Annotated in this window: 25 protein-coding genes; 11 read left to right on the top strand and 14 right to left on the bottom strand. The window is 72.0% G+C overall.

Annotation, left to right across the window (positions count from 1 at the left end; translation table 11 throughout):
- Positions 1 to 49: 49 nt before the first annotated feature.
- The 3 genes from ER308_RS21545 to ER308_RS10220 all read right to left on the bottom strand — a co-directional run bounded on the left by ER308_RS21545 (position 50) and on the right by ER308_RS10220 (position 2,224).
- Positions 50 to 226 (bottom strand): hypothetical protein, encoded by a 177-nt coding sequence (locus ER308_RS21545; protein WP_165491975.1) that lies wholly within the window; start codon positions 224 to 226, stop codon positions 50 to 52.
- A 142-nt stretch (positions 227 to 368) separates the two neighbouring features.
- Complete coding sequence (locus tag ER308_RS10225) at positions 369 to 1,229, bottom strand: ABC transporter permease (protein ID WP_131154895.1); 861 nt, start codon at positions 1,227 to 1,229, stop codon at positions 369 to 371.
- The gene (locus ER308_RS10220) at positions 1,226 to 2,224 is read right to left on the bottom strand and encodes an ATP-binding cassette domain-containing protein (protein ID WP_131154894.1); all 999 of its coding nucleotides are present in this window, start codon (positions 2,222 to 2,224) and stop codon (positions 1,226 to 1,228) included. The genes ER308_RS10225 and ER308_RS10220 overlap by 4 nt, the downstream gene beginning before the upstream one ends.
- Before the next feature lie 103 nt (positions 2,225 to 2,327).
- Between ER308_RS10220 and ER308_RS10215 the strand changes: the two genes are divergently transcribed.
- Both ER308_RS10215 and ER308_RS10210 read left to right on the top strand, forming a co-directional pair.
- Positions 2,328 to 2,534: a hypothetical protein gene (locus ER308_RS10215; protein WP_131154893.1), complete on the top strand. Its 207-nt coding sequence runs from the start codon at positions 2,328 to 2,330 to the stop codon at positions 2,532 to 2,534.
- Between the two features lie 68 nt (positions 2,535 to 2,602).
- Entirely contained in the window at positions 2,603 to 3,271 is a 669-nt protein-coding gene (locus tag ER308_RS10210; protein WP_131154892.1) for a TetR/AcrR family transcriptional regulator, read from the top strand.
- 185 nt (positions 3,272 to 3,456) lie between these two features.
- Here ER308_RS10210 and ER308_RS10205 read toward each other — a convergent pair whose 3' ends face one another.
- From ER308_RS10205 to ER308_RS10195, 3 genes are all read right to left on the bottom strand, one after another.
- Positions 3,457 to 4,704, bottom strand: coding sequence for an RNA polymerase sigma factor (locus tag ER308_RS10205; RefSeq protein WP_131154891.1), 1,248 nt, complete (start codon positions 4,702 to 4,704; stop codon positions 3,457 to 3,459).
- A gap of 12 nt (positions 4,705 to 4,716) precedes the next feature.
- Complete coding sequence (locus tag ER308_RS10200; RefSeq protein WP_131154890.1) at positions 4,717 to 5,121, bottom strand: YciI family protein; 405 nt, start codon at positions 5,119 to 5,121, stop codon at positions 4,717 to 4,719.
- Between the two features lie 244 nt (positions 5,122 to 5,365).
- A complete protein-coding gene (locus tag ER308_RS10195) occupies positions 5,366 to 5,956 on the bottom strand; it encodes a TetR/AcrR family transcriptional regulator (RefSeq protein WP_131154889.1) in 591 nt (196 codons plus the stop codon).
- Between the two features lie 165 nt (positions 5,957 to 6,121).
- Between ER308_RS10195 and ER308_RS10190 the strand changes: the two genes are divergently transcribed.
- The 3 genes from ER308_RS10190 to ER308_RS10180 all read left to right on the top strand — a co-directional run bounded on the left by ER308_RS10190 (position 6,122) and on the right by ER308_RS10180 (position 9,170).
- Positions 6,122 to 6,976, top strand: coding sequence for an ABC transporter ATP-binding protein (locus ER308_RS10190; protein ID WP_420826254.1), 855 nt, complete (start codon positions 6,122 to 6,124; stop codon positions 6,974 to 6,976).
- A complete protein-coding gene (locus tag ER308_RS10185) occupies positions 6,973 to 8,442 on the top strand; it encodes a hypothetical protein (RefSeq protein WP_131154887.1) in 1,470 nt (489 codons plus the stop codon). The genes ER308_RS10190 and ER308_RS10185 overlap by 4 nt, the downstream gene beginning before the upstream one ends.
- A gap of 134 nt (positions 8,443 to 8,576) precedes the next feature.
- Positions 8,577 to 9,170: a GNAT family N-acetyltransferase gene (locus tag ER308_RS10180; protein ID WP_131154886.1), complete on the top strand. Its 594-nt coding sequence runs from the start codon at positions 8,577 to 8,579 to the stop codon at positions 9,168 to 9,170.
- A 33-nt stretch (positions 9,171 to 9,203) separates the two neighbouring features.
- Here ER308_RS10180 and ER308_RS10175 read toward each other — a convergent pair whose 3' ends face one another.
- The gene (locus ER308_RS10175; protein WP_205746000.1) at positions 9,204 to 9,662 is read right to left on the bottom strand and encodes a DUF6069 family protein; all 459 of its coding nucleotides are present in this window, start codon (positions 9,660 to 9,662) and stop codon (positions 9,204 to 9,206) included.
- An 86-nt stretch (positions 9,663 to 9,748) separates the two neighbouring features.
- On the opposite strand from ER308_RS10175, the gene ER308_RS10170 reads away from it, so the two are divergent.
- Positions 9,749 to 10,291, top strand: coding sequence for a MarR family winged helix-turn-helix transcriptional regulator (locus tag ER308_RS10170; RefSeq protein WP_131154885.1), 543 nt, complete (start codon positions 9,749 to 9,751; stop codon positions 10,289 to 10,291).
- Between the two features lie 163 nt (positions 10,292 to 10,454).
- A complete protein-coding gene (locus ER308_RS10165; RefSeq protein ID WP_131154884.1) occupies positions 10,455 to 11,555 on the top strand; it encodes an alpha/beta hydrolase in 1,101 nt (366 codons plus the stop codon).
- Here ER308_RS10165 and ER308_RS10160 read toward each other — a convergent pair.
- Entirely contained in the window at positions 11,445 to 12,110 is a 666-nt protein-coding gene (locus tag ER308_RS10160) for a TetR/AcrR family transcriptional regulator (RefSeq protein WP_131154883.1), read from the bottom strand. The two genes, ER308_RS10165 and ER308_RS10160, sit on opposite strands and share 111 nt — an antisense overlap.
- Positions 12,111 to 12,238: 128 nt before the next feature.
- Here ER308_RS10160 and ER308_RS10155 point away from each other — a divergent pair, with 128 nt between their 5' ends.
- Positions 12,239 to 12,937: a DUF998 domain-containing protein gene (locus ER308_RS10155; RefSeq protein WP_131154882.1), complete on the top strand. Its 699-nt coding sequence runs from the start codon at positions 12,239 to 12,241 to the stop codon at positions 12,935 to 12,937.
- Positions 12,938 to 12,968: 31 nt separating this feature from the next.
- Here the strand turns inward: ER308_RS10155 and ER308_RS10150 are convergent, their stop codons facing one another.
- The gene (locus ER308_RS10150) at positions 12,969 to 13,490 is read right to left on the bottom strand and encodes a GNAT family N-acetyltransferase (protein ID WP_131154881.1); all 522 of its coding nucleotides are present in this window, start codon (positions 13,488 to 13,490) and stop codon (positions 12,969 to 12,971) included.
- A gap of 114 nt (positions 13,491 to 13,604) precedes the next feature.
- Between ER308_RS10150 and ER308_RS10145 the strand changes: the two genes are divergently transcribed.
- The 3 genes from ER308_RS10145 to ER308_RS10135 all read left to right on the top strand — a co-directional run bounded on the left by ER308_RS10145 (position 13,605) and on the right by ER308_RS10135 (position 16,527).
- Positions 13,605 to 15,122 (top strand): amidohydrolase family protein, encoded by a 1,518-nt coding sequence (locus ER308_RS10145; protein WP_131154880.1) that lies wholly within the window; start codon positions 13,605 to 13,607, stop codon positions 15,120 to 15,122.
- Positions 15,123 to 15,156: 34 nt separating this feature from the next.
- Positions 15,157 to 15,768: a TetR/AcrR family transcriptional regulator gene (locus tag ER308_RS10140; RefSeq protein WP_131154879.1), complete on the top strand. Its 612-nt coding sequence runs from the start codon at positions 15,157 to 15,159 to the stop codon at positions 15,766 to 15,768.
- 108 nt (positions 15,769 to 15,876) lie between these two features.
- On the top strand, positions 15,877 to 16,527 hold the full coding sequence (locus ER308_RS10135; protein ID WP_131154878.1) for a dihydrofolate reductase family protein: 651 nt from the start codon (positions 15,877 to 15,879) through the stop codon (positions 16,525 to 16,527).
- A 69-nt stretch (positions 16,528 to 16,596) separates the two neighbouring features.
- Here ER308_RS10135 and ER308_RS21540 read toward each other — a convergent pair whose 3' ends face one another.
- The 5 genes from ER308_RS21540 to ER308_RS10115 form a co-directional block, all read right to left on the bottom strand.
- On the bottom strand, positions 16,597 to 16,749 hold the full coding sequence (locus ER308_RS21540) for a hypothetical protein (RefSeq protein WP_165491974.1): 153 nt from the start codon (positions 16,747 to 16,749) through the stop codon (positions 16,597 to 16,599).
- Between the two features lie 109 nt (positions 16,750 to 16,858).
- Positions 16,859 to 17,323 carry a hypothetical protein gene (locus ER308_RS10130; protein WP_205745999.1) on the bottom strand — a complete coding sequence of 155 codons (465 nt, stop codon included), beginning with the start codon at positions 17,321 to 17,323 and terminating at the stop codon, positions 16,859 to 16,861.
- Positions 17,324 to 17,338: 15 nt separating this feature from the next.
- On the bottom strand, positions 17,339 to 19,606 hold the full coding sequence (locus tag ER308_RS10125; RefSeq protein WP_205745998.1) for an ATP-binding cassette domain-containing protein: 2,268 nt from the start codon (positions 19,604 to 19,606) through the stop codon (positions 17,339 to 17,341).
- Positions 19,607 to 19,685: 79 nt separating this feature from the next.
- Positions 19,686 to 20,465 carry an ABC transporter permease gene (locus tag ER308_RS10120; protein WP_131154876.1) on the bottom strand — a complete coding sequence of 260 codons (780 nt, stop codon included), beginning with the start codon at positions 20,463 to 20,465 and terminating at the stop codon, positions 19,686 to 19,688.
- Positions 20,462 to 21,457, bottom strand: a complete 996-nt coding sequence (locus ER308_RS10115; protein ID WP_131154875.1) for an ATP-binding cassette domain-containing protein — start codon at positions 21,455 to 21,457, stop codon at positions 20,462 to 20,464. The genes ER308_RS10120 and ER308_RS10115 overlap by 4 nt, the downstream gene beginning before the upstream one ends.
- Positions 21,458 to 21,514: the final 57 nt, after the last annotated feature.

The following is a 21,514-nucleotide window of genomic DNA, read 5'->3' as shown; positions in this document are numbered from 1 at the left end:
GGACGAGGTGTCCCCGCAGCGTGCGGGGCCGTGTCAACGGTTCGTGTGTCTAGCTCCCGCGGTACTGGCGATCGGCGGCGTCCCATTCGCGGTTGCGTCGCTCGACACGCTGCCGCCACCCGCGGGCGGCCTCCGGCGACTCGTAGGGGCCGAGGCGGTCGACGCCGCGGCAGCCGGGCCCTTCCTCGACCGTGTCGTGCGCGAAACACCAGTAGTAGTCAGCCACGGCGTTGCCTTGCTCTCGGATCCGTTGGCCCGGTGGTGAGCATTGCCCGCGGCAGCCGTGTCGACGCGCTGCTGACCGGCGACGTTGGATACGACGACGAGCGCGCGGCACCGTGCTCGTGTCCGGGTGCCGCGGCGCCGGCTCATCGGCCGAGTCCCCGGTAGCGGTGCAGCGCCGCGGGGACGAACACGAGCAGCAACACGGCGGGCCAGACGACGGCCATCTCGATCGCGTGGGTGGCGACCCACGAACCGTCGGACGGTGATCCGGGATTGCCGAACAGCTCACGCGCCGCCGCGACCGTCGACGACAGCGGGTTCCACTCGGCCACCGCCTGAAGCCACCGCGGCATGAGGTCCGGAGCCACGAACGCGTTCGACAACATCGCCACCGGCAGCATGAGGCCGAAGGTGCGCATCGCGGTTTCGGGTGTGCGCATCAGCAAGCCGAGCCAGATGCCGACCCAGACCAGGGCGATCCGCAGCCATAGGAGCAACCCGATCGCGGCCACGGCCGCCGCCGGCCCGGACTCGATGCGCCAACCGACCAACAATCCGACGCCCACGAGCGCGACGAGGTCCACGAGCGCGAGCGCCAGGTCGGCGCCACTGCGGCCGAGGAGCACCGACCCCGGCGTCAGGGGCATGGCCCGAAGGCGGTCGGTGACGCCACGGCTGGTGTCGGTCACCACGTACATGGCCGTGCCCGCGAGCCCGAACACCATCGTCATGCCGAACAGTCCGGGCATGAGGAACGCGCGGTAGTCGCCCCCGCCCGGGACCGAGATCGCGCTGCCGAAGACGTAGCCGAACAGCAGCACCGCGACCACGGGGAAGGCCAGGGCCGAGATCAGCTCCGCGGGCTCTCGCCGTAGCTGCAGGAGGGCACGACCGACGAGGTTCCCGGCCTCGACCGCTGCGCGGACGATTGGTGGCCGGTCGAGCACGCGGACGGGCTGGCCTTTCGACGTCGCCTCGGCGGAGGTGCTCTGTACCGGGCTCATGCGGGGACCTCCTCGTCGGCGGCCGACGTGGTGGCGTGTCCAGTGAGCTGCAGGAACACGTCGTCGAGGGTGGGTCGGCGTATCCCGAGGTCCTCGGGGGTCACGCCGGCGGAGTGGAGGTCTCGGGCGGCGGTGACGAGCGCCGCGACGCCGTCCGCGACCGGGACGTACAGGCGGCGGCTCGCTGGCTCGTAGTGCGGATCCGTCGTGCCAACGCGTTCGAGGATCCGTTGGGCGAGCTCGGGATCGTCGTCGGCGCTCAGCACGAGTTCGAGCCGCTCGGCTCCTGTGCGCTGCTTGAGATCATCGACCGGGCCCTCGGCGATGACCAGACCGCGATCGATCACCGAGACGCGGTCGGCGAGCCGGTCGGCCTCCTCCAGGTATTGCGTGGTGAGCAGGACCGTCGTGCCAGCGCCGGCCAGCGCGCGCACCGCCTCCCACACCGCTGCGCGGCTCCGTGGGTCGAGGCCGGTGGTCGGTTCGTCGAGGAACAGGACGTCGGGGTCGAGGATCAGGCTCGCCGCCAGGTCGAGGCGGCGGCCCATGCCCCCCGAGTACTCGCGGACCGGACGGTCGGCCGCGTCGGTGAGGTCGAACTGGGCGAGCAGCTCGTCGGCGCGACGCCGCGCGTCCCGCCGCCCGAGGTGCAGCAGCCGTCCGAACAGCGCGAGGTTCTCCCGGCCGGTGAGCAGCTGGTCCACCGCCGCGAATTGTCCGGTGAGGCCGATCCGCGCGCGGACCCGCGCCGGCTCGCGGTGAACATCGAAACCAGCGACCTGTGCCGTCCCCGCCTCGGCTCGAAGCAGCGTCGCGAGCACGCGCACCACCGTTGTCTTACCGGCGCCGTTGGGGCCCAGCAGGCCGTGCACGGTCCCGGACTCGACGGCGAGGTCGAGACCGTCGAGGGCCGTGGTGGTGCCGTAACGCTTGACCAGCCCCTGCGCGCGGACCGCGCAGGGGGTCGTGGGTCCAGGACCAGGGGGTGCGACCATCGATTACCTCCTCGGCAATGAACTGCGTACGCTATACGCAAACAGCGTACACCGTATCCATATCGGTCTCGAGAGGCAAGTGGGGCGCATAGGCTTTGCATCGATGGACCAGGACGTTGAGGAATCCGGCGATGGGGGCGAGGGCCGTCGCGCTGCCGACGAGCTCCGCGACGAGTTGAGGAGCGCGGGGTACGAGGTGCGCCGCGAGCTCGCGGACGCCGCGGGCGAGGTGCGTCGGGAGCTCGCGGATGCGGCCCGAGAGGCCCGCGGGGAGGTGGGGGTCGAGCCGCGGAGGTTCGTCGAAGCCTGACGGTGCTCTGGGGGCTCGACGATCCGCCTCGACGTGGCCCGAAGGCGACGATCTCGCGGGACGCGATCGTGGAAGAGGCGGTGCGGATCGCCGATGCCGAGGGGCTCGACGCCGTCTCGATGCGTGCTGTCGCGAAGGCGCTCGACGTCGGGACGATGTCGCTCTACCGTCACGTCCCGGGCAAGGATGAGCTGCTCGCGCTGATGGTCGACCGCGTGGTCGGCGAGGCACCCCGAGTCGGTGAACGGCCCGGCGGGTGGCGGGCGAAGCTCGAGGCCTATGCATGGGCGGAGTGGCAGCTCGCGCACGCCCACCCGTGGGTTCTCGCGGTGCCGGCCACCTACGCGCGGCCGGTCGCGGGCCCCAACATGCTCGCCGCGTACGAGTCCGTGCTGCACGCCGCCGACGAGACAGGGCTCCCACCCCGGGACGTCGTGCGGCTGGTGGCCGCCGTGGGCTTTCTCGCTGACGGGGCCGCCCGCGCGTCGGTCGACAGCGCGCTCGCCGCGCGCCGTACCGGGATCACGAACGAAGAGTGGTGGGGCGCGCAGGAAGCAGTTATCGGAGAGGTCTTCGACCCGGAGCGATACCCCACCTTCGCGGCCCTTGACGAGGCAGGTGCCTTCGGGTCACCGGACACGGACCAGTACGAGGACCCGATCGACTACGAGGGTGCCTTCGCGAGCGCGCTCGACGCGCTGCTCGACGGGGTCGAGGCGCGGGTGCAGAGGCGCTGACCCAACACTTGACGGTCGGGCACACACGGGTGCGTGCGCTGGCCGTACAGCACGGTTACCCGCGCATGCGCGAGTAACCGTACGGCGACTCTTGACGCCACCCGATACGGGGCAGAGGGGCGCGCAGCTTCCGCCGGTCGCGGTCCGACCGCTCAGGCGGTCGGCTGCTGTGAGTGGGCGGTCGCTCAGGCGGTCGGCTGCTCGTCAGTAGGCGGCTGTTCCGGGGCGAGGCCGGCTGCCCGGGTCACCAGGTACTGCCGCTCACGCGGATTGGTCGCGCGGGCGGCCGCGGTGTCGTAGGCCCGGAGCGCGGCCGCCGCGTCCCCGGCCAGCTCGAGCAGGTGCGCACGCACGGCGTGGAAGCGGTGGTGGTCGCCGAGGTCGGACTCGATGTGGTCGAGCACCTCCAGCGCAGCGGTCGGGCCGTCGGTCATCGCGACCGCGACCGCGCGGTTGAGGCTGACGACCGGGTTCCCGGTCAGCTGCTCGAGCAGGCGGTACAGCGAGGAGATCTCGGCCCAGTCGGTGGCCTCGTGACTCGGCGCCCGGCTGTGGGCCGCAGCGATGGCGGCCTGGAGCTGGTACTCCCCGATCTGACGGCGTCCCAACGCCTGGTCGAGTATCCCGATCCCGTCGGCGATCGAGGCTCGGTCCCAACGCTCCCGGTCCTGCTCCGCCAGGGGGATCAGTTCGCCGTCGGGTCCGGTGCGGGCGGGCCGGCGGGCATCCGTCAGCAGCATGAGGGCGAGCAGGCCCGCTGACTCCGGGTCCTCGGGAACGGCCGCCGACAGCATGCGCGTGAGCCGGATGGCCTCTGCCGAGAGGTCGACGCGGATGAGGTCGGGCCCGGAGTGGCTCGCGTAGCCCTCGTTGAACATGAGGTAGAGCACGTGCCGCACCGAGCGCAGGCGCTCGGTGCGGTCGTCGGCTTCGGGTAGCGCGAACGGGGTCGCCGAGGCGCGCACCTTGGCCTTGGCCCGACTGATGCGCTGCGCCATCGTGGCTTCCGGCATGCCGAAGGCCGTCGCGATCTCACGCGTGGTGAGCCCGCCGATCGCACGCAGCGTGAGGGGGATGGCCGCGCCCGGCGTCAGCGCCGGGTGACAGCACCGCAGCATGAGGTCGAGGGTGTCGTCGTGGCCGGGGACGGTCGGTGGATCGGCCAGCGCCCATGCGGCGGCCTGTGCCTCGCGTCGGCGTCGGCGGCCCTCGCTGCGGTGGTGGTCGAGCAGCCGACGGGAGGCGACACGGATCAGCCAGCCCAGCGGGTTCGCCGGGCGTCCCTCACGTGGCCACGTGGTGGTTGCCGCCACCAACGCCTCCTGGAGGGCGTCCTCCGCCGCGGCGAAGTCACCGTACCGCCGCGTGAGTGCCCCGAGGGCCCGCGGCGCGAGCGCGCGCAGCAGGCCCTCGGTGTCGGTCGCGTCGGTCACGTCCTCGGCCCGTCAGGCGGTCAGGTCGTCGGGCGGTGCACCCATGACCTCGCGCACCTCGATGGGCTGGCGGATTGGCGCGCCGTTCGGGCCGGGGGCGGCCGAGGAGCGCGCGGCGATCTCGATGGCCCGCTCCTGTGAGTCGACGTCGACGATTCGGAAGCCCGCGAGCAGCTCCTTGGACTCGGGGAACGGCCCGTCGGTGATCACCGGCGCGCTGGCGCCGTCGGAGACGACGAACGTCGCGAGCTCGGGGGCGGCGAGCCCTTGTGCATCGACCAGCTCGCCGAGCTCGGTGAGCTCTGCGTTGAACCCCTGTTGGAAGGCGATGTGCGCCTTGATGTCCTCCTGAGCCCACTCCGTCATCGGCGGCACGCCATCGATGGGCGCGTAGTACTGCATCAGCATGAACCGCATTTCCAGGCCCTCCGTTGCTCGGGCGACGTTCCGTCTGCGCCGCACACCCCCATGACGTCGCCGGGCCCGCGGTCTCGACATCGAGCCCTCCCACAAGGGTCGCACCTCGTGCGTGGGGATGGCAGACGCGGGGAGCGCCGTGGTCATGCTCTGTCCGCGCCACGGCTGCGAGCACGACGGGCTCAGGGGAGGTCGAGGCCGCGCACGACGGGTTCAGGGGAGGTCGAGGTCGAGCGCGCCGGGTTCAGCGGAGGTCGAGGCCACCCTCGAGCGCTCCGAGCGCGTCGTGCAGCAGGTCGACGAGCGAGGCCTCGAAGCCGCCCGCGTGCCACGTCCGCAGTGCGGCTTCGATCGCCGCGACCACGGCCCGTGCGAACACCTGGACGGCGAGGTCGTCGCGGTGCATCGCGCGCGCGTCGGCCACGAGCTCCGCGATCGCCTCCGCCGCCGCGTCGAGCTCCTGGCGCATCGCCGCGGTGACCGCCGGCTCCTCGAACGCGAGCCGCGTGGTGCGCTCCACCCGGGCGCGATCCGGTCCGAGGAACTGCGCGCCCACGAGATCGATCGCCAGACGCATCGCCTCGAGCGGGGGATGCTCGCGGAGCTCGGCGGCGAAGCGCTCGAAGGCGGGCGGGTCGTACTCGTCCCAGAGGACGACCCGCTCCTTCGTGCCGAAGTAGCGATAGACCGAGCTCGGCGACACTTCGGCCTGGTCGGCGATCTGCTCGATGGTCACCGCGTCGTAGCCGTCACGCTCGAACAGCTCGAACGCGGTCTCCTGGATCCGACGCATCGCCGCGAGCCGCTTTCGCTCCCGCAATCCCGTCTTCGCCATGAGGGCAGCCTAGCACGAGCTGATAGTGGCTCCTAAATAGAAGTATCTATGTATAGACAGTGACTATCAACCCGGGTACGATTCGGGCTCGGGCCGCGAAGGAGCAACGTCCGGCCCGGCGCGGCCGCGATCGGGCGGCCGCGCGCTCAACCGGAGGGAGCGATGCTGCGCACCGCCATCGAAGTCGCCGACCTCGCCTACCGTTATCCCCGTGCCGAAGCCCTCGCCGTGGACGGGATGACGTTCGCGGTCGAGCCCGGCGAGGTGTTCGGGTTTCTCGGCCCCAGCGGCGCCGGGAAGACGACCGCCCAGCGGGCGGTGCTCGGCCTCGTCGACGGCTGGGAGGGGCGGATCCGCCTGCTCGATCGCGATCGACGGTGGTGGGGCCGCGATCTCCACGACCGGATCGGGGTGTCGTTCGAGCTGCCGGTCGGCTATCCGCGCCTCACCGCCCGGGAGGACCTCACGCACTTCGCGAACCTGCACCGGCGGGCAGGCCGGGGCGTCGCCGACGTGCTCGGCGCCGTCGGTCTCGGGGACGCCGCCGACGAGCCGGTGGGCAGCTTCTCAAAAGGGATGCGCGCCCGGCTGAACCTCGCGCGGGCCATCCAGCACGAGCCAGAACTGCTGTTCCTCGACGAGCCGACCAGCGGGCTCGACCCCGTCAACGCCGCCGAGGTCCGCGCGCTCGTTCACGCCGAGCAGGCGCGCGGCGCGACGATCTTTCTCACCACCCACGACATGGCCACCGCCGCGAGCGTCTGCGACCGCGTCGCGTTCGTCGTCGGCGGCCGGATCGTCGCGTGCGACACCCCGCGGGCACTGCAGCTCGACCACGGGGAGCGGCGCCTGCGGGTCGAGTACCGGGTCGGTGGCGAGGTCCACGTCGCGGCGCTGTCGCTCGAGGAGGCCGCGCGCCAGCTCGCCGGGCTCCCCGAGGGCGCCATCGTCGAGACGGTGCACACGACCGAGGCGAGCCTCGACGACGTCTTCCGCGCGGTCACGGGACACGCGCTGTGAACGCGCGTGCCTGGCGCTCCGTCGTCGCGACCGAACTGCGGCTGCACCGCCGCCACGGCGTGTGGGGGCTCACCGCTGCGACCGCGCTCGCGTGGGGCGCGGTCCTTCTCGCGCTGCCGGAGGAGTGGCGCACCGAGCTCGTGCCGTGGCTCCTGCTCCTCGAGGTCGCCGGCCTCGGGTTCGTCGCCGCTCCCGCGCTCACCGTCGTCGAGCGCGCGAACGGGCTCGCCGGCGCGCTGCGCCTCGCCGGCCTCACCCCCGCGGTCGCGGTGACGGTGCGCACGGCGCTGCTCGGCGCTTACGCGCTGGCGGTCGCCATCGTCCTGCTCCTCGTCGCCGGAGAAGGCTGGGCTCCGACGGTCCTCGGCGGCGCCGTCGGCGCGACGGTGCTGCTCACGCTCGTGGCGATCGCGGTCGTCGGCGCGGCCGAGACCCTGACGGCCTACCTCGCCCGCGTCCCTCTGCTCGCCGCGCTGCTCATCGGTCCCGCGCTCGTTGACGGTCTCGGGTTGTTCGCGCACCCGCTGCTGGCGGTGTCGCCGCTGACCGGCGCACTTGAGCTGCTCGGCGGCGAACCCTCGTGGCCGGCTGCGACGTGGCTGCTCGCCGCGGTCGCCGTGGTGTGGGTCATTGCCGTGCGCCGCAGCCTGGACCCGCGCCCCGCGGCCGGCCCGGCCACGGGCCGCCGCCACCGGCGCGGGCGCATCAGGCGGCGCGAGCCCGGTAGCGGGTGGCAGGCGGTACGCTCGCTTGCGGCGGTCGACCGCGCCACCCTGCTCGGCGACCGGCTGCTGCTTATGCTGCTGGCGGGGCTGCCGCTCATCGCGATCGCCACGCGGTGGCTGAGCGGTGGCGGTGTCGCCTTCGTCGCGGAGCGTTACGGGCTCGATCTCGCCCCTCACCTGCCCGCGGTGTGGGCGTTCGTGGTCGCGATCCACGTCCCGGTGATCGTCGGGTCCCTGGTCGGGCTGCTGTGGTCCGAGGACCGCGACGCGGGGTTGTTGCCGGTGCTCGCGCTTACGCCGGCGGGCTTGCGCGTGGTGGCCGCCTATCGGCTCGGGGCCGCGATGGTCGCCGGTGCCCTCGCCGTCGCTGCCGTGCTGCTCCTCGCCGGCGCAGCGCCGGGAGCCGGCGTCAGCGGGCTGGTCGCGACCGCCGCCGCGGGCGGCGTGGTCGCGGCGGTACCGGTGGCGCTCGTGGGTGGGTTCGCCCGGGACCGGGTCCAGGCCGTCGCGCTGCTCAAGGCGACGACGGTGCCGTTGTACCTGCCGGTCGCGTGGTGGTTCCTCGACACGCCGGGGGCATGGCTGCTCGGGGTCGTGCCGACCGCGTGGGCGGCCCAGGCACTCTGGGCATCCACGCCGGCGACCGCGGCGCTCTCGGTGCTCGCGGCCGTCGCGACGACGGCGGTCGCCCTCGCGGTGCTCGTGCCCCGTATGGTGCGCAGCCCGGCCCACGCGGCGTAGGGACCGCACCGGCACACCTCCCGCCTCAGCCCGACCATGCGGACACCAGCTGTCCGGGATCTCAGGCACGCTTCCCTGGATCTCGGGCACTCTCCCCGGAGTGGTCCCCCGAGCGCGATCGAGGGAGCGGGCCGATGGCCATCGAGGTCATAGCGGCGACGGCGGACCGGTTCGACGACGTCGCCACCATGCTCGGACCGAAGAAGGACCCCGACGCCACCACCTGTTGGTGTCTGAGCCACCGGCTCGATGCGACGACGAACCGCCAGCTGGTCGGGCCGGCGCGGGGGGAGTACGTCCGGTCGCTGTGCGGCCGCGACGAGGGGCCGGGGGTGTTGGCCTACGACGATGGCGAGGTCTGCGGTTGGGCCGCGGTCGCCCCGCGGTCGGAGCTGCCCTTCGCGCGCTCGCGCAAGATCCCCCACGTCGACGACCTGCCGGTGTGGTCGGTGTGGTGCATCCGCGTGCGGCCGGGTCACCGACGGCAAGGGATCTCGCACCATCTTCTCGCCGGCGCCGTCGCGTACGCGCGTTCCCAGGGCGCCCCGGCGGTCGAGGGCTACCCCGTGGACAACCGGGGCGAGAAGGTCGACCTCACCTTGGCCTTCGTCGGCACGCGCAAGCTCTTCGAGGGGGCCGGCTTCACCAAGGCCGCCGACACCCAGTCGGTCTCCGGCGGATTCCCGCGCGTGCTCATGCGGCTGAGTCTGCTTCCTGAAGGCGGGTGACGGGGTCACCGCCACCCGCTGGCCACCGGGTGCTCAGCTCGACGCGGAGGCATCCCTGGCCTGCGCCCTTGTCCCCCTCCGCAGTCCGGGCACGAGCACGGCGGCGACCGCAACGTGCATCGCCGCGAGCGTGGCGGTGGCCGCGGCGCTGACCCCGGCGAGCGGGCCGGCCAGGGACATCAGGAGGGCGGCGAGCGCGGTGGCGGTCCACACGCCACGAGCGCGCGAAGTCAGGCGCTCGAGGAGCGCCAACAGACCCCATCCGGCAAGGCCAGCGGCGAGGCTGGCAATGGTGACCATGGCCGGGCCGACGGTCTCGGGCTCGGTCGTGCCGGGTTCGACCTGAAGCTCGACCCCGATCACGGCGACGGCGAGGGCCCACACGGCGAGGGCGGCGACCACGGCCCCACCCACGGTGAGGGCGCGGGCCGCGATGCGCGGTCGGTTCCAGCCGCGGTCCTGTGGCTGGTCGGTGCGATCGGGTTCATCCATGGCGATCCCCTTCCGCTTGTCTATGCTTGCGCAAGCATATATCTGTTCGGATGCGTGCGCAAGCATCTTTTTGATAGGGTGCAGCCATGGACACAGCCGATTCCCGCGAACGCGCCAACCCCGACGACACGAGCGCCGACGACGGCCCAGAGCCGCTGGTCGTCGAGCGCGCCGACGGGCTCAAGCACCTGCCGCCCACCCGGGCCCACGCCTTCCTCGGCCTCGTGCGCGCCGGCACGGCGCTGTCCCGGGACCTGAGCGCGCGACTCGAGGCTCGTCACGGCCTCAGCCTCCACGCGTTCGAGGTGCTGTTGCATCTCGCGGTCTTCTCTCCCGACGGGCGTCTCGGCCTCCGCCAGCTCGTCGAGCAGGCGCCCCTCAGCCAAAGCCGCGTCTCCCGCATGGTTGCCCGCCTCGAGGCCGATGGATTGGTCACCCGCGAGCACGACCCCGATGACGCGCGAGGCGTCGACGTGGCGATCACTGACGCCGGGGTCGACGTGTTCCGCCGCGCACAGGAGACCCACCTCGCCGATCTCGACGAGCGCTTCTTCTCGCGCCTGTCCTGGGACGACATCACCCGGCTCGCGACGATCACCGAGAAGCTGCTCGCCGACGAGGACGCGTGAGGGGCGTTCAGGCCGGCGTTGTCGCCGCAGCCTCACTGCTTCGCCGAACGGTCGCTGTCTCCTCCGAACGGTTGGGATGGCGTACGAGGGGGACGCTCTGCCCTCGTGAAGGCGGGACTGCTCACAGAACGAGGGGACGGTGTACGCACACCAACGATCGTGGGTGGAGTATCAGGCCTTCCTGCCGCCCGAGCTGCGCTGCGAGGGCGACCGCGTCCCGCGTGAGGAGTTCTGGGCCCACGGGGACATGCGGGTGCACCTCGACCGCCACGTCGACGAACAGGCGCCCCGGAAGCTCGTCGCCCTGCCCGGCGCGGGCGGACACGGGCGACTCATCGCCTCGGTAGGCCTCGCCGCGAGCGGGATCGCCGAGACCGTCGCCCCCGACCTCCCCGGCTACGGGCACACCGAGCTCGGCGCGCGCCGTGCTTACACCTACCACGACTGGGTCGAGGTCGTCGCCGACCTCGTCGCGAGCGAGCAGCCCCGCGACGGACGCCCGGTCGTGCTGTTCGGCGCGAGCATGGGCGGAATGCTCGCCTACAACGCCGCGGTGCGCTCGCCGGCGGTCCGGGGTGTCATCGCGACGAACCTGCTGGATCCCCGGGATCGTCGAGTGCGCCGGGCGGTCGTCCGTCACCCGAGCCTGGCGAGCGGCGTCCCGCTGCTCTTCCCGCTCGCGACGGTCGCCGGCCGGGTCCGTGTGCCGGTCCGTGCGCTCGCGAACATGCGGGCGATCGCGAACGATCCCGAGCTTGCTGCGGCGTGCGCCCGGGATCCGGTCGGCGGGGGCGATGCGGTGCCGCTGTCGTTCCTGGCTTCGTGGCTCGGGTCGCGACGGGAAGTGCCCCCGGAGCGGTTTGATCGGCCGATCCTGCTCGTTCACCCAGGCGACGATCGCTGGACGCCGCCGAACGTGTCCCAGGCCTTTCTCCGCCGCCTGCGCGGCGCCACGCGGTTACGTCCACCTCCCCGCCTGCGGCCACTTTCCAGTCGAAGAGCCGGGGGTGCGCACGATGGGCGAGGCGATCCGCGCCTTCCTCGAGGAGGTCATCCCGGGGGACCGACCTCGGCGATGACCGCGCCCGGCCAGCGAGAACGACGGCCAGGCCCTGGCCTCCCCCGGGTGCGGCCACCTCGGTCGGGAAGCGACTCACGGTCGGCAAGCGTAGGCGCGGAGGAAGACCTCGACGCCGGCGCGTGCCCGGGTCTCGACCGTCGTGGCCGAGGGCGCGTCCGCTTCGAAGAGGGCCCGATCGAGTGAGGCCCCGAGGACGAGGAACGCGAGGTGCTCGGCTGCGAGCTCGGCATCGTCGATATCCAGCAACCCGCGTGCGGCGAGGCGGGCGAGGCCGTCCGCGAGGGTCGTCATCACCCTCCCGGGCGCGCGCTCGTAGTAGTCACGGGCGAGTTCGGGAAACCGTGTCGCCTCGGCGATGAGCAGGCGGCGCAGCGACACGATCCGCCCGCCGAGCACCGACGCGGCCAGCGTGGAGGCAACCCCGCCGAGCTCCGTCGCGACGTCGTCGGTGTCGCCGATCCCCGCGGCGACCTCGACCGAGAACCGCTCGGCGGTGTCGATCGCCTCGGCGAGGACGGCACGGAACAGCTGTTCCTTACCGCCGATGACGTTGTAGATCGTGCGCTTTGATACCCGCGCCTCGCGCGCGACGTCGTCGAGGTTGGCCTCGCGGTAGCCGTGGGCGAGGTAGTGCGCGGTCGCGGCTTCGACGATCACCGCGCGGGACCGCGCGATCCGCGGATCGACCCGCACGGCGGCGGGAGCGGGGTCGGTGCCCGCCGGTTCCTGCACGGCCATCGCGGGTCGCTCCCTTCGCTCGCTGCCTGAGGCGCGCTGGAGCCGAGGGTATCTCTTGCTCTCATGAGTTTCGTATTGCACTCTTCAGTGTCCAGGCGACCGACAGCGGGCAACGAGAGGGAGCGGGAATGGATACGGCGTCAGGTCCGTCCGAGGGCTTCGACCGTTCGGCGGCGGTCACCCGCTCGCTGCTCGGCTATGGCGTCCTCGCCGGGGCGGTGTACCTCGGCGCGGGTCTCGTGCTCGCGCTCACCCGGGAGGGCTTCGAGCTCGCCCGCCACCCGTTGAGCCTGCTGATGCTCGGCGACGGCGGGTGGATGCAGCGCGCGAACCTCGTCGTCGCCGGCGCGATGGTCCTCGTCGCGGCGATCGGGGTCGCCCGCGCGCTGGGGGGCTCGCGGCACGCGGCCTACGCCGGGGGGCTCCTCGGCCTGTACGGCGCCGCGCTGCTGGCGAGCGCGGCCTTCGCTCCCGACGCGATGGCTGGCTTCCCACCCGGTGCGGCCGGAGGGGAGGCGAGCCTCTCGGGCATCCTCCACCTCGCCTCCGGCGCGGTCGGCTTCGTGAGCCTGGCCGCGGGCGCGCTCGTGGTGGCGTCGTGGTGCGCGCAGCGAGGGGCTCGGGCGTGGGCCGCCTTCACGCGTGCGAGCAGCGCGATCATCGTGCTCGGGTTCCTCGGCGGGGCTGCGCTGTCCACCCAGACACTCGGCGTGGTCGCGCTCTGGGTCGCCGTCGTCGCCGGATGGGCCTGGCTCGCCGCGACGTCGGTGCATCTCTACCGCACGGTGCCCCATCCCGACGCCGACCGCAGGGCTCCCGCTGCGTGAGGTCCGGTGATTCCCGCAGGACGTCGATCGGTTAAAGGCGTTCGAACGGTGGGGCGTATCGAAAGCGCCCCTGCAGTTGCGGGGTATAAGCGGCGAGGGGGCGTGCTTGGAAGTACTCGCCCCACTGTGGGTCGGGCGCTTCGATGGCCAGCTCCGACGCCGTCACGAAGCCGAAGCGGCGGTAGTACCCCGGGTCGCCGAGCAGGCACACCAGCGCCTCACCGCGGGCGTCGGCGGCCTCGAGCACGGTGTGCATCAGGGCTGAGCCGATCCCGCTCCCCTGGTGCTCGGGGAGCACGGCGATCGGCCCGAGGCCGAGCGCGGGCGTGCCCTCGGGCTCGATGGTCCCGCGCGTGCACACGGCGTGTCCCACCACGCCAGCGTCTCCGACGGCCACCACGGAGAGGTGTGGCAACCATCCGGGGTCGTCTCGGAGCTCCGCCAGCAGACCCACCTCCACCGGGGCGTTCGCGCCCTCGGGGGTCGGGAAGGCCGCGCCGTGCACGCTCGCCACGGCGGAGCGGTCGTCGGCCCTCTCACGTCTGATCAGCATGGACGCAAGCTACGCCAGTTCCTCAGAAGTGGCGTGGGATACGGGTTGGCCTTGCGGACAGTGGGTAGGTGTGGGTTATTGAAAAACCGAGCGATCGGTCTATGATCTGACGGAATGGAGAGCGAATGTGGGGGCCGATCGAAGGGCGTGGCCGGCCTCGTCGGCGGGGCCCTGGTGGCGGCGCTCCTCTCGACCGGAGTCTGGGGAGGCCTCCGCTGGCTGGCACCGATCTGCGTCGCCGTCGTGGCGGTCGTCGTGGCCGCGTGGCAGCGACGAGCGCGTCGGGAGCCCTCACCCGAGACGCCCGCCACGAGTGGGGGCGCCGGAGCAGGCGAGGACGGGACCATCAGCCGGCGAGTGGTTCTCGGGGGACTCGGGCTCGGGGTCGCGGCGGTCGCGGGCGGCGCCGGCTTCTACCTCGCGACGCGCTATCCCGCCGGCTCCGCGCATCGGGGCGCGCTCGCGATCATCGGGGGAACCGTCCTCGTCGGTCCGGGGCTCGACCCGCGTCGGGCAACGGTGGTGGTCCGCGACGGGGTGATCGAGGACGTGGGCGACCTCGACGTCCCCGGCGACGCCACCGTTCTCGACGCCGATGGCGCGACCATCCTGCCCGGGCTGATCGATCTGCACGTGCACGTCGGCTCCCCCGAACTCGACGCGGGGGAGGAGCCGGGCCTGCTCGCGATGCCGGGCCTGGTGGCGGATTGGGTGCGCTACTTCCCGCGGCATCGTCGCTCCGCGCTCGAGCACGGCGTGACCGCTGTTCGCAGCCTCGGCGACGAGCACCCGTGGATCGCCGACCTCCGCCGGCAGGTCGGCGACCGCGACCTCGAGGGGCCACGGCTGTTCCTCGCCGGCCCCATGTTCACCACCCGTGGCGGGCACCCGGTCGCGACGTTCGGCGCGGACCCTGACGGGGATGCGGTGCGCGTGCCCACCACGCCGGCGTCCGCTCGTGCCGCGGTGCGAGCGTTGGCCACCGCCGACGATCCCGTCGACCTCGTAAAGGTGGTGCAGGAGCGCGGCGGCCCCGACCGAGCGCTCGAACCGCTCACGACCGACGTCCTCGAGGCGATCGTTGACGAGGCGCACGCGCAGGGGTTCGCCGTGACCGCGCACTGGGGCACGTTCGACGACCTCCGCGAGCTCCTGAACGCGGGGGTCGACGGCCTCGAGCACCTCGACTCGCGAGACCTCCTCGAGGGGTGGCCCGACGACGTCCTCGCCGAGCTCGTGGATCGTGGGCTGCCGGTCACGGCCACGCTCGCCGTGGCGGAGGCCTCGCTCCCGGAGGACGTGATGGGCGTGCTGCGCGAGCGTGTGGGCGAGCTGCACGCTGTCGGCGGACGTGTGGTGGTCGGCAGCGACGCCGCGCGGCCCGGCGTCGGGTTCGGTTCCGGTGTCCACCGCGAGCTCGCGCTGCTCGTCGACAGCGGCCTCACGCCGCGCGCCGCGTTGCGGGCCGCGACCAGCGACGCGGCGGATGTGCTCGGCGTCGGGCACATCGGAGCCGTCGAGGCGGGACGTGCGGCGGATCTGCTCGTGGTCGACGGCGATCCGCTGGTCGACATCGATGCGCTCCGCGACGTGCGCGCGGTGCTGCGGGACGGTCGCAGGGTCGTGGGGTGAGCCCCGACGAGGGCGAGCCAACGGAAGGTGAGTCGTGGCCCGAACGGTCGATCCGCAGCGACATCGCGCGCGGCGCGAGCACATCCTGCACGCTGCGGCGGAGCTGTTCGCCGCCAAAGGGTTCGACGGGACGTCGGTCTCGGACATCTGCCGGGCGGCGGGGATCAGCACCGGCAACCTGTTCCACTACTTCGCCAGCAAGCGCGAGGTCTTCGCCGCGCTGCTGCGGGACGGCACGACGGCGACCGAGGAGGCGCTGGTCGCCGCGCTGGCTGACGACGACCCGTGGGAGGCGCTGCTCGGCTTCGTCGACCACCTCGTCGCGCCCGCTGCCGAGCCGCTGGTGCCAGGCCTCGTCCTGGAGGCGATGCTGCAGGCCAAACGCGACCCCGAGCTCGCGGAGCTGCTCGCGCACGACGCGGACGACGAGCGCGCCGGCGTGGTCGCAATTCTCGATCGGAGCGTCGAGGCCGGGATGCTCGACGTGTCCCTCGACGTCGATCACACCGCCGACTGGGTGATGGCGATGGTCGGCGCGGTCTACCTCCGCGCGGCCACCGACGAGCGCTTCGACGCCGCGGCGCAGCGAACAACGTTGCGTCTGACCGTCGAGCGGTTCCTCGGCCCGCACCGGCGCCATGCGTGAGCGGTGCAGGATCGTGGTCGACGATCGGCTGCCTCGCGCGCGATGAGTCGGAGCAGCCGTGTTCGTCGCCCCTGATGGGAGAAACAGCGCATCGGAAGGAACATTGCGATGGGCAACGTGCGAGTCAGCAACTTCTCGGTCTCGCTCGACGGGTACGCCGCCGGGCCGGACCAGTCGATGGACGCGCCGCTCGGCATTGGCGGCGAGCAACTCCACGAGTGGGCGTTCGCGACCCGCTCGTTCCGCGAGCCGCTCGGCATGGAGGGCGGCGTGCGCGGAGGAGTCGACGACGACCTCGTCGCGAAGGGCAACGGCGGGGTGGGCGCGACGATCATCGGGCGCAACATGTTCGGCCCGATCCGTGGTCCCTGGGGCGACAGCGACTGGAGGGGCTGGTGGGGAGCCGCCCCACCCTTCGGGCACTCGGCGTTCGTGCTCACCCACCACCCGCGGGACCCGATCGAGATGGAGGGCGGTACGACCTTCCACTTCGTCACCGAGGGGATCGAGGTCGTCCTCAAGCGGGCGCAGGACGCGGCCGGCGACGCGGATGTGCGCATCGGAGGCGGCCCCGCGACGGTGCGGCAGTTCCTCGATGCCGGACTGGTCGACGAGGTCCACCTCGCGGTGACGCCGATCCTGCTCGGCGCGGGCGAGCGCCTGTTCACCGACGCGGAGAACCTCGCCAGCGGTTACACGTGCACGGGTCAGACCCCGTCGGACGCGGTCACGCACTATCACCTGCACCGGGCCGGATAGTCGGAGTGCGTGCGGTCAGTCGTCGTGGTGATCGTGATCGGCGTCCGGACCGGACGCCCCCCTGCCCACTCAACAGCCCGGCTGGCCGTGGTTGCCGCAGCAGCTCGATCCCGTGCGCGCCTTGATCCACGTGTTGCGCAGCGCCATGCGCGCCTTGTCGGTCAACGACCCGTGCGAGGAGCGCCAGTTCTCGAGGAAGTCGTTCGAGCGTGAGCGAGCCATGCCGCGACCGTACCCACGTGCCGCGAGCGTGCACGCCGGGAGCAACCTCCCGGCACGGCGCTCGACCTCATCGGCCAGCGCCTCGGCGGGCGGCGTTACTCCCTCGCCCTCAGTCCCCATCGCGGTCCCCCGACGTGCCCGTAGAGGCGTCGCCCCACCTGTCAGGCAGACGCCCGTAGCTGTTGCGGTAGACCTTGCCCGGCTTGGGACGGGTGAACTTCAGGGCGGACCAGGTCGCGTCGACGCTCAGGCACGTGCTCTCGACGAGCACGTGCCGGTAGCCGATCTCAATGACCCTCGGGAGGGTAAGGTCGGTGCCCTGCTTGCGCCCCTTCGGCCATGACACCCAGAGGGACCCGGTGGAACCCAGGTGCGGTCTGAGCCGCGGCAGTTCCCGCTCCAGTTCGACCGCGCCCCGGGTGAACAGGTGGATGTAGTCGAACAGCCCGTCGAGCTCGTCGGCGACGTCCAACGGCGGCGCGTCGATCGCGAGCCACGAGGCCGCGGGAGGATCGACGACGAACGCGCGCGCCCCTTCGCGCAGCCCCATCTTCTGGGCCACCGTCCGACCCAACGCCGCCTCCTCCCCTCAACTGCGGTCGACGGCTCGTCGCAGCGCGGCAGCCGTGTGCGAGCCGCTCGCGCGTAGCAAATCGGTCGGCGGGCCTTCGAAGAGCACCGCGCCACCATCGTCGCCCCCCTCGGGCCCGAGGTCGACGACCCAGTCGGCGTGGGCGATGACCTGCAGGTCGTGCTCGATAACCAGGACGGTGTTCCCCCCATCGACGAGGCGGTCGAGGACGGCGAGGAGCGTATCGATGTCGGAGGCGTGCAGCCCCGTGGTGGGCTCGTCGAGCACGTAGACCGCGCCCTCACGGTGCAGCTGCGCGGCGAGCTTGATCCGCTGGCACTCCCCGCCAGACAGCGTTGTGAGCGGCTGTCCGAGCCGCAGGTAGTCCAGGCCGACATCGACAATCGCCCCGAGGATCGTTTGGACCTTGCGCTCGACCGTGAAGAAGTCCAGCGCCACCCCGGCGGTCATCTCGAGCACGTCCCCAATGCTCGCCCCCCGCAGCCGGTGGGCGAGGACGTCGTCGGTGAAGCGTTGGCCGCCACAGGCGTCGCAGGTCGACGTGAACCCCTCGAGGAACGCAAGGTCGGTGTAGATCACGCCGAGGCCCTGGCAGGACGGGCACGCCCCCGTGGAGTTCGCGCTGAACAGCGACGCGCTGACGCCGTTGGCGCGCGCGAAGGCCTTCCGGATCGGGTCGAGCATGCCGGTGTAGGTCGCGGTGTTCGACCGGCGGTTCGTGCTGACCGCGGTCTGGTCGACGACGATCGCGTCGGTGTGGCCGGCGACGAACGCGCCGTGCACGAGGGAGCTCTTGCCGGAGCCCGCGACGCCGGACACGACGGTGAGGGTCCCGGCCGGGAGGTCGAGGTCGAGGCCGCGGAGGTTGTGCTGGTAGGCATTGCGGATCTCGAGCACGCCGGCGGGCTCGCGCGGGTCCTGGCGCAGGGTCGGCAGCCGGCGCACGTGCTCGCCGGTCGGCGTCGCGGCGGTCGCGAGCGCGGCGACGGCGCCGGTGAACACGACTTCGCCGCCGTCAATGCCCGCGCCGGGGCCGATGTCGACAACGTGGTCGGCGGCGGTGATGACGTCGCGGTCGTGCTCGACGACCAGCACCGTGTTGCCTTTGTCGCGCAGCTCGAGGAGGAGCGCGACGAACCGGTCGACGTCGCGGGCGTGCAACCCGACCGTCGGTTCGTCGAACACGTAAAGCATGTCTGTGAGGCTGCTCGTGAGGTGGCGAACCATCTTGATTCGCTGCGACTCGCCGCCCGACAGCGTCGCCGTGCGCCGGTCGAGGCTGAGGTACCCCAGGCCCATGTCGACGAGGTGGCCAACTCGCTCGCGCAGGTGGCCGGCCACGGGGCCGGCTCCCGGGAGGTCGAGCTCATCGAGAAGCATGTGGAGCTCGCGTGCCTCCATCGCCGCCATTTCGGCGATGTTGTAGCCGTGCACGCGGCAGCCGAGCACCGTGTCGTTCAGCCGTGCGCCCTCGCAGGCAGGACAGGACCTCGACGTCGTGAAACGCGCGGCGATCTCGCGGGTGCGCTCGCTCATCTCGGCGACGTCGCGTTCGATCGACAGTCGCCGGAACTTGGTGGCCGCGCCCTCGTAGCTCGCGTTCACCTGGGCGGGACCGTCGCCGATGGGTACCCTGCCCTCGGTGGCGAAGAGCAGATCGTGACACTCGGCGTCGGTGTACTCGGCGAGCGGCTTGTCGGGGTCGAAGCGGCCGGAGTTGGCGTAGACCTGCCACATCCAGGTGCCGACCTTGAAGTTCGGGTGTCGCAGGGCGCCCTCGTTGAGCGAGCGCGACCAGTCGACGAACGCGTCGAGGTCGACGTCGACAACGTCGCCGAGCCCCTGGCACCGGGGGCACATCCCCTCGGGGTCGTTGAATGAGAACGTGTGGGCGTAGCCGACCCATGGCTCGCCGGCGCGGGAGAACAGCAGGCGCAGCAGCGGCGCGATGTCGCTGATCGTCCCGAGCGTCGATCGGGAGCCGCCACCGAGGCGCTTCTGGTCCACCACGATCGCCGGTGAGAGGTGCTCGATGAGGTCGGCGTCCGGCTGGCCGTAGCTCGGCAGGAACCCCCGCTGGAAGGCGGAGAACGTCTCGTTCAACTGCCGTTGGGCCTCTGCCGCGATCGTGTCGAACACCAGCGACGACTTCCCCGATCCGGATACGCCTGTTACGACGGTGAACTGGCCCTTGGGGATCTCGACGTCGACGCTCTTGAGATTGTGCTGGCGTGCGCCGGTCACACGGATCGCATCGGGATACACGGATCGTCCTTTCCGGGGGCCGGAGGTCGTGCGGGCCACCGGTCGCCGTCGGCCGAGCGGACGCGCAGCGGCCATGAGTTCAGGTGTGTGACCGGCTCATCGCGCGCGTGCCGAGGGCCACGCCGACCACGGCGAGTGCCGCGGCGACGAGCCAGCCCTGGAGGACCACGGCCTCGGCGATCCGCCCGGCGAACAGCGCACGCAGCGCCTCGACGATGTAGGTCAGGGGGTTGAGGTCGCCGGCGGTCCGCATCCAGCCGGGCCCCATCTCGAGCGGCAGCATCATTCCGGACAGGAACACGAGCGGGAACAGCAGTGAGGTCTGGACGAGGTAGAACATCTCCTGCTGCTTGCGGCACGCGATGGCGAGGGCGTGCGACAGCGAGCCCATGCTCACCCCGAGGACCGCGAGCATGGCGAGGCCGAGCAGCGCGCCGGCGGGGTGGAGCGTGAAGCCGAACGGCAGCATCACCACGACGATGAGCACTGCCTGGGCGAGCAGCTCCTGGACGTCCTTGAGCGTGCGGCCGACCAGCATCGCATGGCGGCTCATCGGGGTGACGAGCATGCGCTCGTGCGCCCCGGTCTGGATCTCGGTCAACACGGTGTAACCCGTGCCGGCGGTGCCGAACAGCGACAGCATCACGAGGATCGCCGGGACGAACCACTGCCAGTGCGCGTCGGCGGCCCCATCCGGCATGGCGCCGGCCATCCCAGGTACGCCCTCCAGCAGCGGCCCGAACAATCCCAGGAACACGAGCGGCTGGACCATGCCGAACGCGTGGCCCCATGGCTCGCGCCAGCCGGGCAGCGACTCGCGGACGAAGACCGTGCGGGCATCGCGAAGCACGCGGCTCATGCGGCGACCTGCTCGGGGGTGGCGACGGGCAGGTCGCCGGCCTCCTCGCGAAGGCTGCGACCGGTCAGGGACAGGAAGACGTCGTCGAGGGTGGGCCGGGCGACGTCGGCGCTCGACACCTTGAGCCCTTCGGCGTCGAGCGTGCGCAGCCAGGCGGGAAGCAGCGCGCGCCCCTCCGGCGCGCGGACGGTCACCACGGGCCCGTCGGTGGAGGCCTCGTGGACCTCGCCGGCCGTCACCGCCAGCTCCGCGACTCGTGCGGCGTCCTCCGGGTCGGCGGCGACGACGCTGACGCGATCCCCGGCCAACCCGGCCTTGAGACGCTCGGACGTGTCGTCGGCGATGATCCGCCCGTGGTCGATGATCACGACCCGTTCGGCCATCGCGTCGGCCTCGTCGAGGTAGTGGGTGGTAAGCAACAGCGTGGTGCCGAACTGCTCGCGCACGGCGAGGACGTGCTCCCAGAGGTTCGCCCGGTTCTGCGGGTCGAGCCCGGTGGAGGGCTCGTCGAGGAAGAGCACCGGGGGGGCGTGCATGAGCCCGAGCGCGATGTCGAGGCGACGGCGCTGCCCTCCGGACAGCGTCGCGACGGTGCGTTTGGCCAGCTCGGTCAGCTGCAGGGTGTCGAGCAGCTCGTCCGCGCGGCGGTGCGCCTCCCTGCGGCGCAGGCCGTAGGCGTAGCCTTGCACGACCAGTTCATCGCGGACCCGCTGGTAGTGGCCCGCCCCGTTGCCCTGGCCGATGTAGCCGATGCGCTGGCGCACCGCCGCCCGTGCGGAGCGGACGTCGTGGCCGGCCACCGTGGCGCGGCCCTCGCTGGGCTCCAGCAGCGTGGTGAGCATGCGCAGGGTCGTGGACTTGCCGGCGCCGTTCGGTCCCAGCACCGCCGCGAGCTCCCCCTCGCCCACGGATAGGTCGATGGCGCGGACGGCGTGGACGTACTCGCCGCGCGTCACCTTGAACCACTTGGTCAGTCCGTCGGTGTGGATCATCCCTGCCTCCCGATCGCTAAACGTACAACGTACTATACACTGTACGCCCGACAAAGC

Source organism: Egibacter rhizosphaerae, assembly GCF_004322855.1.
Taxonomy (GTDB): Bacteria; Actinomycetota; Nitriliruptoria; order Euzebyales; family Egibacteraceae; genus Egibacter; species Egibacter rhizosphaerae.
The sequence above is the reverse complement of the archived record's forward strand: the minus strand, read 5'-3'. Positions and strand labels throughout refer to the sequence as shown.

Excerpts from the sequence above, each read along its gene's own strand:
- ER308_RS10225 (WP_131154895.1), bottom strand. The coding sequence starts at position 1,229 with ATGAGCCCGGTACAGAGCACCTCCGCCGAGGCGACGTCGAAAGGCCAG.
- ER308_RS10220 (WP_131154894.1), bottom strand. The coding sequence starts at position 2,224 with ATGGTCGCACCCCCTGGTCCTGGACCCACGACCCCCTGCGCGGTCCGC.
- ER308_RS10215 (WP_131154893.1), top strand. The coding sequence starts at position 2,328 with ATGGACCAGGACGTTGAGGAATCCGGCGATGGGGGCGAGGGCCGTCGC.
- ER308_RS10200 (WP_131154890.1), bottom strand. The coding sequence starts at position 5,121 with ATGCGGTTCATGCTGATGCAGTACTACGCGCCCATCGATGGCGTGCCG.
- ER308_RS10195 (WP_131154889.1), bottom strand. The coding sequence starts at position 5,956 with ATGGCGAAGACGGGATTGCGGGAGCGAAAGCGGCTCGCGGCGATGCGT.
- ER308_RS10180 (WP_131154886.1), top strand. The coding sequence starts at position 8,577 with ATGGCCATCGAGGTCATAGCGGCGACGGCGGACCGGTTCGACGACGTC.
- ER308_RS10175 (WP_205746000.1), bottom strand. The coding sequence starts at position 9,662 with ATGGATGAACCCGATCGCACCGACCAGCCACAGGACCGCGGCTGGAAC.
- ER308_RS10170 (WP_131154885.1), top strand. The coding sequence starts at position 9,749 with ATGGACACAGCCGATTCCCGCGAACGCGCCAACCCCGACGACACGAGC.
- ER308_RS10160 (WP_131154883.1), bottom strand. The coding sequence starts at position 12,110 with ATGGCCGTGCAGGAACCGGCGGGCACCGACCCCGCTCCCGCCGCCGTG.
- ER308_RS10155 (WP_131154882.1), top strand. The coding sequence starts at position 12,239 with ATGGATACGGCGTCAGGTCCGTCCGAGGGCTTCGACCGTTCGGCGGCG.
- ER308_RS10150 (WP_131154881.1), bottom strand. The coding sequence starts at position 13,490 with ATGCTGATCAGACGTGAGAGGGCCGACGACCGCTCCGCCGTGGCGAGC.
- ER308_RS10145 (WP_131154880.1), top strand. The coding sequence starts at position 13,605 with ATGGAGAGCGAATGTGGGGGCCGATCGAAGGGCGTGGCCGGCCTCGTC.
- ER308_RS10135 (WP_131154878.1), top strand. The coding sequence starts at position 15,877 with ATGGGCAACGTGCGAGTCAGCAACTTCTCGGTCTCGCTCGACGGGTAC.
- ER308_RS21540 (WP_165491974.1), bottom strand. The coding sequence starts at position 16,749 with ATGGCTCGCTCACGCTCGAACGACTTCCTCGAGAACTGGCGCTCCTCG.
- ER308_RS10120 (WP_131154876.1), bottom strand. The coding sequence starts at position 20,465 with ATGAGCCGCGTGCTTCGCGATGCCCGCACGGTCTTCGTCCGCGAGTCG.
- ER308_RS10115 (WP_131154875.1), bottom strand. The coding sequence starts at position 21,457 with ATGATCCACACCGACGGACTGACCAAGTGGTTCAAGGTGACGCGCGGC.